This is a genomic window from Microcoleus sp. T3_D1, assembly GCF_036700405.1.
Classification (GTDB): Bacteria; Cyanobacteriota; Cyanobacteriia; order Cyanobacteriales; family Microcoleaceae; genus Microcoleus.
Genome location: NZ_JAUBOV010000026.1, coordinates 22,486 through 36,605, shown reverse-complemented (window position 1 = coordinate 36,605; position 14,120 = coordinate 22,486). Strand labels below are relative to the sequence as shown.

12 protein-coding genes are annotated in these 14,120 nt (G+C 44.4%); 5 read left to right on the top strand and 7 right to left on the bottom strand.

Features of this window, described 5'->3' with window-relative positions; translation table 11 throughout:
* Window positions 1-111: 111 nt before the first annotated feature.
* The 4 genes from QT992_RS14045 (at window position 112) to QT992_RS14030 (ending at window position 3,456) form a co-directional block, all read left to right on the top strand.
* Window positions 112-1,725, top strand: coding sequence for an anthranilate synthase component I family protein (locus QT992_RS14045; RefSeq protein WP_333317880.1), 1,614 nt, complete (start codon window positions 112-114; stop codon window positions 1,723-1,725).
* A gap of 115 nt (window positions 1,726-1,840) precedes the next feature.
* A complete protein-coding gene (locus QT992_RS14040; RefSeq protein WP_333317881.1) occupies window positions 1,841-2,092 on the top strand; it encodes a hypothetical protein in 252 nt (83 codons plus the stop codon).
* Window positions 2,079-2,414 carry a type II toxin-antitoxin system RelE/ParE family toxin gene (locus tag QT992_RS14035; RefSeq protein ID WP_333317884.1) on the top strand — a complete coding sequence of 112 codons (336 nt, stop codon included), beginning with the start codon at window positions 2,079-2,081 and terminating at the stop codon, window positions 2,412-2,414. The genes QT992_RS14040 and QT992_RS14035 overlap by 14 nt, the downstream gene beginning before the upstream one ends.
* A 157-nt stretch (window positions 2,415-2,571) precedes the next feature.
* Entirely contained in the window at window positions 2,572-3,456 is an 885-nt protein-coding gene (locus QT992_RS14030; RefSeq protein ID WP_333317886.1) for a PhzF family phenazine biosynthesis protein, read from the top strand.
* Window positions 3,457-3,624: 168 nt separating this feature from the next.
* On the opposite strand, the gene QT992_RS14025 is transcribed toward QT992_RS14030, so the two are convergent.
* The 4 genes from QT992_RS14025 to petH form a co-directional block, all read right to left on the bottom strand.
* On the bottom strand, window positions 3,625-4,476 hold the full coding sequence (locus QT992_RS14025; protein WP_333317888.1) for a hypothetical protein: 852 nt from the start codon (window positions 4,474-4,476) through the stop codon (window positions 3,625-3,627).
* A gap of 371 nt (window positions 4,477-4,847) precedes the next feature.
* A complete protein-coding gene (locus QT992_RS14020) occupies window positions 4,848-6,164 on the bottom strand; it encodes a homoserine dehydrogenase (protein WP_333317890.1) in 1,317 nt (438 codons plus the stop codon).
* Window positions 6,165-6,296: 132 nt separating this feature from the next.
* The gene (locus QT992_RS14015) at window positions 6,297-7,052 is read right to left on the bottom strand and encodes a Uma2 family endonuclease (protein WP_333339707.1); all 756 of its coding nucleotides are present in this window, start codon (window positions 7,050-7,052) and stop codon (window positions 6,297-6,299) included.
* Window positions 7,053-7,194: 142 nt separating this feature from the next.
* On the bottom strand, window positions 7,195-8,400 hold the full coding sequence (gene petH, locus QT992_RS14010) for a ferredoxin--NADP reductase (RefSeq protein WP_333339710.1): 1,206 nt from the start codon (window positions 8,398-8,400) through the stop codon (window positions 7,195-7,197).
* A gap of 864 nt (window positions 8,401-9,264) precedes the next feature.
* On the opposite strand from petH, the gene QT992_RS14005 reads away from it, so the two are divergent.
* A complete protein-coding gene (locus QT992_RS14005; RefSeq protein ID WP_190739441.1) occupies window positions 9,265-10,269 on the top strand; it encodes a phosphoribulokinase in 1,005 nt (334 codons plus the stop codon).
* 91 nt (window positions 10,270-10,360) lie between these two features.
* Here QT992_RS14005 and QT992_RS14000 read toward each other — a convergent pair whose 3' ends face one another.
* The 3 genes from QT992_RS14000 to QT992_RS13990 all read right to left on the bottom strand — a co-directional run bounded on the left by QT992_RS14000 (window position 10,361) and on the right by QT992_RS13990 (window position 14,032).
* Window positions 10,361-11,557 carry a 5-methylcytosine restriction system specificity protein McrC gene (locus QT992_RS14000; protein WP_333339714.1) on the bottom strand — a complete coding sequence of 399 codons (1,197 nt, stop codon included), beginning with the start codon at window positions 11,555-11,557 and terminating at the stop codon, window positions 10,361-10,363.
* A 56-nt stretch (window positions 11,558-11,613) separates the two neighbouring features.
* Complete coding sequence (locus tag QT992_RS13995) at window positions 11,614-13,257, bottom strand: AAA family ATPase (protein WP_333339717.1); 1,644 nt, start codon at window positions 13,255-13,257, stop codon at window positions 11,614-11,616.
* Window positions 13,258-13,804: 547 nt separating this feature from the next.
* Window positions 13,805-14,032: a hypothetical protein gene (locus tag QT992_RS13990; protein WP_333339721.1), complete on the bottom strand. Its 228-nt coding sequence runs from the start codon at window positions 14,030-14,032 to the stop codon at window positions 13,805-13,807.
* Window positions 14,033-14,120: the final 88 nt, after the last annotated feature.

The following is a 14,120-nucleotide window of genomic DNA, read 5'->3' as shown; positions in this document are numbered from 1 at the left end:
TTTTAATCGCTGAAATCCTAGGATTGCATTTTCCTTCTTCCTGACATCCGTTACATCCGTTACATCCGTTACAGAATCCGTTGCCGAACTTCCTTATTCCTTCTGATATATATGATATTCCCCGATTTCTCACAATTTTCGGAACTGGCGAAACAAGGCAATTTTGTACCCGTGTATCAAGAATGGGTTGCTGATTTGGATACGCCGGTGTCTGCGTGGTATCGGGTTTGTGCGGGTCAACCTTACAGTTTTCTGCTGGAGTCGGTGGAAGGTGGGGAAAAACTTGGGCGTTATAGTTTCTTAGGGTGCGATCCGTTGTGGATTTTGGAGGCAAGGGGATCTCGCACAACTCAAGTTTACCGCGACGGTTCCGAAAAAGTATTTACGGGCGATCCGTTTGTAGCTTTAACTGAATGTTTGGAGTCTTATCAACCGGTGAAATTGCCGCAGTTACCGGCGGGAATTGGCGGGCTATTCGGTTTTTGGGGTTACGAGTTAATTAAGTGGATAGAACCGCGAGTTCCCGTGCATCCAGCAAGCGAGAATGATTTGCCGGATGGATTGTGGATGCAGGTGGATAATTTGCTGATTTTCGACCAGGTGAAGCGGAAAATTTGGGCCGTCGCCTATGCGGATTTGCGCGAGGTTGGCGTTGATTTGGCCGATGCTTATCAGCAAGCGTGCGATCGCGTTGGCAAGTTAGTTGAGAAGCTGCAATCGCCGCTTTCCCGGCAATCTACTCTCATAGAATGGACACCTCCCAGTCACGGGCAAGATGCCCGTTCCACAAGAGATAAGGACGGGCAAGATGCCCGTTCCACAAGAGATAAGGACGGGCAAGATGCCCGTTCCACAACGGGAAATACAGAATTGGCTTACACTAGCAATATTACCCGTGAAAAGTATTGTGCCAATGTCTTAAAAGCTAAGGATTATATCAAAGCCGGAGATATTTTTCAAGTAGTTATTTCGCAGCGACTAGAGGCTGAATACAGTGGCGATTCTTTTGCACTTTACCGTTCTTTGCGTCTCATAAATCCTTCTCCGTACATGGCTTATTTTCATTTCAGAGATTGGCAGATTATCGGTTCGAGTCCCGAAATTATGGTGAAGGCGGAAAACACTGCTGATGGCAAAAAGATAGCAACTTTGCGGCCAATCGCCGGCACTCGCCGCCGGGGTAAAACTCCTCAAGAAGATGATGCTTTGGCTGCTGAATTGCTGCAAGATCCGAAAGAAATTGCGGAACACGTTATGTTAGTTGATTTGGGCAGGAACGATTTAGGCAGAGTTTGCCGAAACGGTACTGTAAAAGTTGACGAATTAATGGAAATTGAGCGTTATTCTCACGTCATGCACATTGTGAGCAATGTGGTGGGAGAATTGGCCCAGGATAAGACAGCTTGGGATTTGTTGAAAGCGGGTTTTCCTGCGGGTACGGTTAGCGGTGCTCCGAAGATTCGGGCGATGGAGATTGTGCACGAGTTGGAAGGTTGTCGCCGGGGGCCGTATTCTGGGGTTTACGGGTATTATGATTTTGAGGGGCAGTTGAATAGTGCGATCGCAATTCGGACTATGGTTGTTCGTTCTCAAGGAGGCGATAAACATTCGGTTTCTGTGCAAGCAGGTGCTGGTTTGGTGGCTGATTCTAACCCGGATATGGAGTACGAAGAAACGCTCAATAAAGCCAGGGGAATGTTGGAGGCAATTCGCTGTTTGAAGTAGCTCGCACCGACGGTTGAAACCGCGTTTACACACAAAACGCACTCCAAACGGGTTGAAGAGTCGATCGCATAACAAAATGTATAATAAAAAGATGGATTGAAACCAGGCTAAAAAAATGAAAGTAACACAGGCTACAGCATTGGTAAAATACGTTGCTGATGCAAATGGGAATAAAACTGATGTGCTTGTCCCGCTAGAAGTTTGGGAGGCTTTGCTAGCTTCTTGGAAAGAAATGATCGATAGATTGGAAGATCGAGAAGATATTGGGATTTTCCAAGAGTGGATGCAACAGCGGGATGCCGGTCAGGTGGAAACTATTTCTTTGGAAGATTTGGAGCAGGAATTGATCGCAGATGGCCTTGTATAGAGTTGAAGTAATTAGCTCGGCACGTCTAGAAATTCGCGCTCTACCGGGTAATATGCGACAGCGAGTGCTCGGACTTCTGAAAGCACTATCCTCACAACCCCGACCCGACAGCACCAAGCAGATGGATACATTAAACTTGGGTGGTGAATTGCCTTCAAGTATCGGGCTATATCGCATTAGGGTAGAATCTTGGCGAGTTGTGTATGTAGTGGAAGAAGATTTACAGTTACTGACTGTGTTAACTGTTAGAAAACGGCCTCCTTATCAGTATGAAAATTTGCGTCAATTGTTGTCGGAAGCGATCGCGAATGAGGGTGAATGATCGTCTAAATTGGCGGTTTCAACCGCGCCTGCACAAACACTGACGCGCACAAAAAGGGTTGAAGACACCCCCCCGCTAAGTCCCTCTAATCCCAGGAAATGCAGGCTGCCCGATGTAAAATATCACTTGTCGATCGACTTTTACCCGAAACATAATTATGAATTTTTATATAGTTGACGTGTTTGCCGAGTCAAAATATGCTGGCAACCAGCTAGCTGTATTTTGCGGTGCAGGAGTTGCCGAACTATCTGAAGCCCAAATGCTACAGATAGCCAGAGAAATTAATTATTCAGAAACTACGTTTATTCGATCGCCCGATCCGCGAGATGGCGGCTATGACGTGCGGATATTCACGCCCAAGAAGGAATTGCCCTTTGCGGGTCATCCGACTTTGGGCACTGCGTTTGTGTTGCAGCAAGAGATTATTCGCGAAAAGGTCGATCGAGTAATTCTCAATCTAGCCGTCGGTCAAATTCCAGTTACTTTTAATTATCACAATGAATCGGCAGATATTTTGTGGATGCGACAAAACCCGCCTAGTTTTGGTCAAGTTTTATCAGCCGAAAGTCTGGCAAATGTCCTGAATTTAGAACCAGATGAAATTGATGCAAACTTCCCAATTCAAGAAGTTTCGACCGGAGTGCCGTTTATAATTGTCCCATTAAAAACTCTCGCATCGCTCAAAAAAGCTCAAGTCAACTTAGATAAATACTTTGAGCTAGTTGATACAATGGAAGCAAAAGAAATTTTGATATTTTGCCCAGAAACCTACAGCGACCTTAATGATTTAAGCGTGCGAGTTTTTGCCCATTCATTAGGAATTCCAGAAGATCCGGCGACTGGCAGTGCTAACGGCTGTTTGGCTGGATATTTGGTAGAATACGCTTATTATGGGGAAACAAAGATTGATGTCAGAGTAGAGCAGGGTTATGAAATCGATCGACCTTCTTTGCTGTTGTTACAAGCCGCCCAAAATGAAGGGGAAATAGCAGTTTTGGTTGGTGGTAAGGTGGTGATGGTTGCTAAGGGAGAATTTGTGTAGAATATTTAATGGGAAATTTTTAACCGCAGATACACGCAGATATACGCAGATATGTACAGCTAGATTTATTACAATTTTGCTAATAGCGATCGCAGCACTTTGTCTGGTTCTCGCCGTCGCAGCGCGGGAAAACCAGCCATCTGCGGCCTGAAGCAATTCTGTCTGAGTTTAAACAAAGCGCTTTTTTCGGAAAATTTGCAATTGAGTGCGATCGATCTCAACGACTACTGGCCGCCGTTTGTTGAGGACGATCGCATTGTGTCTGTTTACCAAAAGCAACTGAGCCAATACTACCACCAGGGCTCGTCTTTTCTGAAACTTGCCTTCAAAACGCGCCATTCGGACGATCGCCTCTTCGAGTTTATAACAACAGTTGTTGCCTTTGGGGGAAATCACAAAAATCGTTCCCGGTATGTAATCCCCTTCATTTGCCCAGAAAGCATACCTTTCGCCTAAAGTAAAGTAGTGAAAAACATTCTTAGCCGTAGAAGTTTTAGCTAACTTTTCCGAAACGCCCAAAGAATTAAAAATTACAGTGGATCGAATATAATCCGGGTATTTTGCGGCTATTTGCTGAGCAACTTTGCCGCCCAAACTTTCTCCGATGACATCCGGCGGATTCCCGCTGTGAAATTGCTGCTTTATCCAATCAATAGCACCCACAGTTTGCGCCGATTTTAACTGGCGTTCTAGTTTTGCCATAAATACATCGGGCGTATCTTCCAAAACGCGCTCGAAAGGATACCAAGAACCGTAGCCACGAATCACTAAAACAGGTGGGTTATTGCCAGAAATGGGAACGCGACTTTCAGCATAAAAACCCGTGCGAGAGTCTTCAAACACTTTTTCTATGATATAATTTCCCTCAATAACTTGCCCTTCCCCGTGCCGAATGTAAATTGAAGGATTATTGGGTTTAAAAGTATCGTGCAGTTGGGGTTTGGCAAACTTTTCATACAGAGAGTCTAGCAAGTGCCTCCCCGTTTTGCCATCGACAAAATCTGATTTTGTTATTTTCATCCCAAATCTCATTTTTAACTGCTTGTGGGGGGAAAACCCGGTATTTTTGCAAAATACCTTTACCCAGATTTGGTAGGGGCGGGTTCACCAACCATATCTAACGATGACCGACAATCTAGATAAACCCGCCCCCCACCACCGATAACCTAGGTCAACCAGAAATTTGCATCGCATCGAAAAATGTACATGATGATTTATGGTTCGGTTTGGGCGGGTTTTCGAGATTGTTTGTTTCAGGCAATTATTGTTGGTAAAACCCGCCCCTACAAGCACCCGGTACATGATGATTTATGCTTGGGTTGGGGCGGGTTTTATAGATTGTCAATTATTAGGAAATATTGTATCTGAAACCCGCCCCTAGCAAATCACTTTTACAAAACTCGCAACGTGCTAGCAACACTATCGACTGCTTCCATCGCGCGAATTTCATCGAGTGCTTGTTGAAAATTCCCTTCCCTAACATCGTGAGTCACGACAACAATTTCTGCTAAATCGCCGTGAATTCCCGTCTGCACAACAGATTCTAAACTAACTTTGTGATTGCCGAAACAAGTGCCGAGTTGGCCAATTACTCCCGGAGTATCGCGCGTCAGGAAACGGGCGTAAAAGCGAGTAACAAGTTCCTGCATCGGAGCAATTTTGCAGTAGTGTTGGTGACTGCAACTCAGCAAAGGATGGGGAATCGGAACAGTTTCGGTTTTCAGGATGGCCGCGACATTCATGATGTCGGATACTACGGCGCTAGCTGTTGGGCCTGCACCGGCGCCGCGCCCGTACAGCATCAATTGCCCGATCGGCTCTCCTTCGACTAAAATTGCATTGTAAACCCCGTTAACACTCGCCAGCGGATGAGTTTTCGGCACAAAAGTAGGATGCACTCGAATTGACAGCAGTTCGCTTTCTCCCTCCGCTTGCTTGCCATTGTAGGGGGTTGTTTCTTGAGCAATAGCCAACAATTTGATCGCAAATCCCAGCTTGTCGGCGTAGTCAATATCCGCCGCACTAACTTTTCTGATACCTTCGCAGTGAACATCTGCTAATTTGATGCGTCCGCCAAAAGCTAGCGAGGCTAAAATAGCAATTTTATCGGCAGCATCTAATCCATCTACATCTGCTGTGGGGTCAGCTTCAGCATAACCTAATTGCTGAGCGTCGGCGAGCACTTCAGCAAAGTCTGCACCTTCTGTTTGCATCCGCGTCAGGATGTAATTAGTTGTGCCGTTGACGATGCCGGTGACAGTTTGAATGCGGTTTGCACCTAAAGATTGTTTGAGGCTTTGAATGACTGGAATGCCGCCGCCGACAGCAGCTTCTAGCATTACGTAAACGCCTTTTTTGTTGGCGGCCTCGAAGATTTCATTCCCGTAGCGGGCGATAACTGCTTTGTTGGCAGTGACGACGTGCTTGCCGCTGGCAATAGCTTGCAGAATGAGCGATCGCGCTGGTTCCAATCCGCCAATCAGTTCTACTACAATATCAATTTCCGGGTCAGTTGCGATCGCTTCTAGGTCAGTTGTCAGCACATTTTCTGGCAATTGTAAAGACCGAGTTCGAGAAATATCGCGCACTCCCACCCGATAGATTTCCAATTCCTGCAACAGCGGATGGCGGCCATCTGGGGAGAGCAAAATCTCTGCTGTTCCCGCGCCAACTGTACCCAAACCTAACAAACCAATTTTGAAAGCCACGACTTTGACCCGTAGAAACTCAATTAACCTACAATCATTGTATGCTAATCAAGCAATTTGTCATTTAAGTAAGCTCAATATCCAGATCCCCGACTTCTTTAATAAGTCGGGGATCTAATTTGAGATGACAATTCACAGTTCTGAATCCATGTCTACCCCCATTTCTCGGAGTCGCTGGGCCAATCTTTCGGCCCGCTGGCGTTCTGCATTAACTTGCTGTTCTAGCTGCTGATTTTGCTGTTCTAGTTCCTGATTTTGCTGTTCTAGCTGCTGTCGCTGTGCTTCTTCTTCTCGAATTAAATCTTCTACTAGCGGCGGACATAGCACTTGATTCACCGATAGAATAAATTCAGCGAACTGTACAGACTGAACTTGCTGTCCCGGCAAAAATTCCTGCTGAGAGTAACTACCTTCATTTTCTGGACGGCTACACACTCGTATTTTTAGTAAATTGGGGTCTACAATCCAATATTCAGGAATATCAATCAAGTCATATTCTGCCCGTTTACGGATGTAGTCGTCCCGCCAATTTTGACTGGTAACTTCTATAACTAACAGCGGTTTTTCTTCAAAGTCCAAGACTGCGGAACCAGGTTGGGCACAGACTTGTTCCCAAAGACTCTGAGTGCAAATCACAACATCAGGAACGCGGGATGAGTTTTCCTCGGTTCGGACTGCGGTAGTGACAACTGCAACTAGCGGCAGATTGTGTGCTGCAAAGAAGCGCCGGAACTGGTAAACTAAAAATTCAATAATTTTGATATGTATAGCGGTGGGTGTTGGCATTTCAATTATCTGTCCTCGATATAATTCATAACAAACACCCGATTCTCCCTCATAGTTCAGATACTCTTCAAATGTCATTTTTTGGGTAGAAATTAAGACCATGTTCAGTCATCTCCCTTTTTCGTGAGCTTACTGTATATTGTACACTTTTCATTTAGGATTGCTATATCAACTGTCAACTGTTTAAAACAATTATAGGGCGAGCAATGCCCGCCCTACAAATCAGATTAAATCAGGTAACACATTAATAAGTTTCAACGTGCCAACGGTGGTCTTTCTTCAACTGTTTCTGATAGCCAGCCCAGTCAACACCGTGCTTGCCAGCCGCTGCAGACATTCCCTCATCAATTCCGCCTTCCATACCCTTCAAACCGCAGATATAAGTGTGAGTATTCGGCTTTTGAACCAATTCCCACAGTTCGTCTGCGTTCTCTTGAATCCGGTTTTGAATGTACATCTTGCCGCCGTCAACATTCTTTTGCTCGCGGCTGATGGCATAAGTCAAGCGGAAATTATCGGGGAACTCGCGCTGCAATTGCTCCAACTCTTCCTTATAAAGAATGTTGGGAGTGTAAGCAACTCCAAAGAACAACCAAGCTAAACCTTTGAATTTGTAATCGGGATTGTTTTCTTTAAACATCCGCCACAAATAAGCCCGGAAAGGAGCAATACCCGTACCGGTACCCATCATAATCACGGTGGCTTCCTCGTCGTCGGGCAACAACATTTCCTTGCCTACGGGGCCGGTGATTTTGACATCATCCCCAGGTTGCAAACCGGTGAGAAAAGTCGAACAAACACCAAAGACTTGTTCACCGGTCTCTGGGCTTTTGTACTCTAGGCGGCGCACGCACAGCGAGACTGTTTTGTCGTCGAGGTGGTCGCCGTGACGGGTGGAGGCGATCGAGTAAAGCCGAATTTTGTGAGGTTTGCCGTTTTTATCCGTGCCATCGGGAATAATCCCGATACTTTGACCTTCGAGATAGTGCAAATTGCCTCCAGAAATGTCGAAGGTGACGTGGCGGACTGTGCCGTCGCCGCCTTCTCTGACTAATTCTTCTGTAGAAATGCACTTACCAATATAGGGATTGGCCGGTTTGTAGAGGTTAACAGGAACCTGAACTTTTTCCTTGGCTTGAGTCATGGGCTTAGTTTCTTCTCCAGATTTCTGACTCTGTAGCCCTGCTTCTGGTGCGACTTTGCCATTTGTTTCGGGAGCGCTGTTTGAGGGGCGGATGCTGACAATTCTTCCACCCATGCGAGCAATCCGGCGCATTTCCTGATTCATGCGATCGTAGGGCACGGAGATAAATACGCTGCCGCTACGGCGAATCGGGTTACTTAGTTGGTCAGTTGCTTGGCTCTGACGCATACCCTCCACTTCGTAAACAAAGATGCGGCTGCCTGATTCTGAGTTGGCCGCCACACCAGATATGCTTGGGCTGTACATTTGTTGCTTGTCCTTCACGATACAGAGTTATAAAGAAAGAGAATGTGACGTTAGACTCAATTTACTTTTTTCTTAAGGCCATCGGGACTAATTGGCCCTGCCAATTTTTGGGCCTCGCCACGCCGGCGGGAGTGTTGAAGTTGCGATCGCTCGCGTATCACATCCCTACTAGCCGAACGCCGCGCTCACCGAGCCCGCTTTGCGTTCGGCTGTTGACCTATAGCTATTGTTGTCTGCGTACTGCCAATATTTTACCCGATCGGGGGATCTGCCCCGATAAGTCATTGTGATTGCCGATCGGTGATGGAGTGTGGCATCGGGCAACAAATAGCTCCTATTGACCGAAAGCAGCCAGGTACAAGATCCTGGATTTATGACTCCCAGGCTGACTGACGGGTCAATTCTACAATCTAAAATCTAAAATCTAAAATCTAAAATCTATCGACGTTGAGCTTGTAGTGGGCGATCGCATTCTGGTAAGATCAACTACTAAAGTTAGTGTTAATAGATATGACGATCTTAGGCCCCAAGCAATCCCAAATGCCTTGTGCGATGGGATAGGGAGCTGCGTAGTTCAGCCCAGGCGGGTCAATCCGCTCGAAGTAAAAAAGAAAGGGGAGGGATTCACGCCTCCCATGTCATACATAAATGACTATACTTTTACAAGCTATTAATTACTTGCCTTGAAGATTGCTTGGGTCTGCCCGGGCAGGCAGTCAACTCACTGCTGTATGCTGGTGAGAACTCGATCGTCTCGGGGTAGCAAAGCAGCGCAAAGCCTGCTTGCCGCTACCTGCGGGCTGAAATTTTGTGGAATCTAGACTTGAGTTAGTTAGTAAACAGTGATTTTGTTAGAGGGAAACTATGACAAGTAAGCCGGATCGCGTGGTTTTAATTGGCGTTGCCGGAGATTCCGGATGCGGAAAATCTACTTTTTTACGCCGATTGACAGATTTGTTCGGGGAAGATTTCGTTACTGTAATCTGCCTTGACGACTATCACAGTCTCGATCGCAAGCAGCGCAAGGAAACAGGAATTACAGCCCTTGACCCCAGAGCCAACAATTTTGACCTGATGGCTGAGCAAATGAAGGCGCTCAAAGAAGGTCACGCGATCGACAAGCCGATTTACAACCACGAAACCGGTATGATCGACCCCCCCGAAAGGGTAGAGCCGAATCACGTGATTGTGATTGAGGGGCTGCATCCCCTGTACGACGAGCGAGTTCGATCGCTCATCGACTTCAGCGTCTACCTCGACATCAGCGACGAGGTAAAAATTGCTTGGAAAATCCAGCGCGACATGGCGGAACGGGGCCACCGTTACGAAGACGTGCTGTTTGCGATCAATGCTCGCAAACCGGATTTTACCGCCTACATCGACCCGCAAAAGCAATATGCTGATGTGGTAATTCAAGTGTTGCCGACCAACTTGATCAAAGATGACAAAGAGCGGAAGGTTCTGCGCGTGCAGATGATCCAGCGCGAAGGCATCGCCAATTTTGAGCCTGCGTATTTGTTTGACGAAGGTTCAACAATTAACTGGGTTCCTTGCGGCCGCAAGCTGACTTGTTCCTATCCCGGAATTAAGATGTACTACGGGCCCGATGCTTTCTACGGTCACGAAGTCTCGATTTTGGAAGTAGATGGTCAATTCGAGAATCTCGAAGAAGTTATTTACATCGAAAGCCATTTGAGCAAGACTTCTACGAAGTATGAAGGCGAGTTAACTCACCTGTTGCTCCAGCACCGCGAATATCCCGGTTCCAACAATGGAACCGGTTTGTTCCAAGTGTTAGTGGGATTGAAAATGCGGGCGACTTACGAGAAGTTGACCGCAAAAGAAGCGAAAGTGGCTATGAGTGTTTAGAACGCAGACATGAAAGATTTGAGAGGCGCAATTGCGCCTCTTTTTTTGTAAAGAAATGAACCGCAGAGGGCGCAGAGGGCGCAGAGAAGAGTTAGGGGAGGGTGTTTAGAAGTAGAGATTTTAAGAAGGTTTTTCCGGCTTCATCGAGGTCGCTATCTAGGGAAAAAGTTAAACTGCGAACTCGGATAGCGCCATGTTTTATGTCTAGTCGCGTTGTGAGGTCTTGCGGGTAAACGAGAATTGCATTTTGGCAATTTAAGGCATTTGCGTAAGCAACTATTTGATTACGGTCATCACTGCCTACTCTATTGGGAGCTTTGTATTTTGTATCGAGGACGTACAGGATTTCATTTGTTTCAATATCGCGTATAATTAAGTCAATCTCATCGAAATAATCTTTGTCATGTTTAACTGGGTATTGTTCTTCGACCTTAAAGCGTTTTGGTGTATTTGCTTTGAGCCATTCAGCGACAAATTGTTCATATAAATTAGCCATGTCTATGAGAAAAGGGAGCATTTCGCGATCGCCTGTTTCGTGACTGGGCCCTGTGTTATCTAAAAAAAATCGACATAAGGCGTGTAAAAGTTGATAATCTTCATTCAAACGGTGATAATTTCTATCAATACAAGCTTCTGATTTAAAATGTTTTAATGTGACAAATCCTTGGAGTGCGTGAAAGGCTTTTCGCACAGTGGATGAAACAGATTCACGGCACAAACCGCTGCGGCCAATGATGAAGAGTGTCCAAGCCAGTATTTGATTGTCTTCGATATCGCCTGTTTGTTCGTTATAGTGGCATTTTAGTTTAACATCCCAAGGTTTTTGCAGGGCTGACCGCAAATCGACGCGGCCGCGAATGTAGGCGAGTCTTTCGGTTTTGGATAAGTAATCGCGATATAATCCTTTGCGACAGCGTTCGAGAATTTTTTGGGCAAGAATGTTAGCTAATGTCTCGTAACTTTCTTGTAAAGATTGGCACTGAATCGATCCTTGGGGAAATTTTATCTTAAGGTTGTAGGCATAGTCAAGCATTCCAAAGAGGTTGTTTATGGGAACCTTGGGGCGGATGGCGATGTGAAATTCTGGAGTGATGGGAATGTTGCCCACTCTGCCTTTAGATTTTAAGTGCCATTGATATTTTGTTTTAAAGTTGGGAAATTCTATATCGATTTCCTTGGCATAATTATGGTATATTTTCTGTCCTAATGATTCGGGGATTGAGTCTTGGTCAAAAGTTGAGAATTGATATTCTGTAAGTTCGATAATTCGGCGGGATTCTGGTTTCATAATTGTGGTGGATGCAGTAACGCCACCGTATCGGCGTTAATGACGGCGTTAGATTGTCAATAGTCCAATTTATTCTTGATATTCTCCCAGAGAAACTCATCCATTTTTTCCAGGCTATCAAAGAAGTATTCTTCGAGGTATGGCTCAATTTCCATTTGCCAAATATCTTGGATATCTTCAGCTAAGGTTTTTGTCAAAAAGAAGGAGATGCCTAGTTCATAGTGTTTGTTGTTAATTGCCACATTTATATCTTTTAAAATACCAATTAAGCGATTTAATCTAGCAATGGGAAAACCTGTTTGCCATGTTTTGTGATAGTGACGCAAAACTTTATAGTTAGGAGATAGGGGGATAAATGCGAAGCGGCGGCGGAGTGCGTTATCAACTAAGGCTATAGAGCGATCTGCCGTATTCATTGTACCGATGATGCAGACATTTTTAGGTATTGTAAATTGTTGGCCGCTGGCTAGTTTAACAGTGCGATCGCGATCGTCCAGCAAATACATTAATTCTCCAAATACCTGAGATAAATTTGCACGGTTAATTTCATCAATAATAAGAACGCAAGTGTCTTCACGGGCTTCGGCTTGTTTGCAAAATTCTAGGAATCTGCCGGGAACTAGGGGATAAGTTAATCCTCCATCTTGACTTTGCGGACGGATGCCTTGAATGAAGTCTTCATAAGTATAAGCTGGATGAAATTGAATAATGTCTGAAAAGCCGTCGCCGCCACCGATTAAGTATTGGGCGAGTTTTTGAGCTAGGAAGGTTTTTCCGGTTCCCGGCGGGCCTTGAATGATGGCTTGTTGCTTGCGGTTAATGGTGCGTATCCAGCGGTTAATTTCCGATGTTTGAAAACCAGTTAGATCCGAAATTTCTTCGAGATAGTAGGCTTGATTAAATTCTTTCTTGTATAATAAAAAATATTCATTTACCAGAACAGATAAGTCATTCTCATAAAGATTAAATAATAAAAACAAGGGAAATATTTTTTTAAATGTTTGTGCTATTTTTGCGATTAACTGTTTAGCAGAATATCCTAATACCTCTGATGCTTCTAGTGAGACAGCAACCTGAATGTTATTGACTTTATGTGTGATTAATAAATTCTTGGGTATTTCTTGCCAACAAAAAATCTCTTCTAGCAAACTAAAAACAGATAGTGAATTTTCACTCTTTACGAACCTAGAGTCTTCAATTACGTAATTATAAGAATGAACGTGGCGATTTAACTCGCAAAAATTTTGATGGGGCAGCTTATATAATTCAAGCAATGTTTTCCAGGAATCACTTCTACATTGAGAGCTATAATTGTTAATTATATTTTTTAAATTTATTATTTTTGAGTATAATCCAAAAGTGATTTTTCCAGGTTCAATATTTAGCATGAACTGCCCATTATCTAAAGAATTTATATCTCCCATACCCAAAGCTACACTGTAGGATATTGATGGGACTCCTTGGAATATAAGGAGAGAACCAAATTGGTCAATCCTGAAATTTATATAATTTTTGATAAAATCAGGTAACAGATATTCCACCTGGCTTAAAATATACTTTAAGGGATTTTCAACATATTTAAAGAAAACTTGTTTGTGTGTCCTGTAAAAATCCGATCTAGGGTCTTCATAAAAATCGGTCAATAGGTTAAATGTCTCTGCTGAAAAAGGACATTCAGGATGTACAAAAACTTTTTCCATTTTTTCTGTATGTTTAAGGTGACTCAATTGTTGTTCTTAAATTATTGTAGCCGATCGCCCTTCCCGACACCAGATATCTGAGATGCGATCGCACCCCCCATCCTTACCCACATCAATAGCCCTCCCAAACCAGTAACACTGGCAAAACCGCTAACAACAGTTCCCGGAAAAGTTAAACTTGCGCCGAGTGCTCAGATTTACCAAATTGTGTCTATACTAGATAATTGAATCCGGCGATCGCGACTAATAACGGGTACATTAAGATACAAAGCAGTAGCAGCAATAATGCGATCGGGCAAATCGGGAATTTGCGATCGGTCAATCGATTTTAGATTTTAGATTTTAGATTTTAGATTGAAGCATTGACTCCACGGATAAATTCGGGGGGCAAGTTTCTCGGATAGACGTTTTTTATTTCTCCGTCCTGAGTCTGCTTTCGGAATGAATCCGGGGGCTTGTACTATCAAGAAATTCTTGGTCACTGAAAGTCGTGAATCGGCAAAAATATACCAGATAACAGCATGAGTATCAGCTACAGCACGCAGCATTAGAAATCCTCCCTTGGGAAATTCGCCCATTCTTCGCTACGAACTTCATCTATATCAGCGGCAGAGGGTGCAATTCCCAAGTCAGCACATAAACCCCACAATGATTTGCGGGGAGTCTGCCCAACAACTAATTCTCGTTCTATTTCAGGAACTATCCACTTAATCAATCGTAACTTTTCGGCAAGAGACAAGTGCTTAACAAGATTTAAAACCGCCTCAAAAGTCATGTTTTTTATGTTTCAATTTGTGATTGATGTAATTGTAGCATTTTGGCTGCCAAGGACAGCATCACCAGGTTTGGGTGGAGAAGATTCG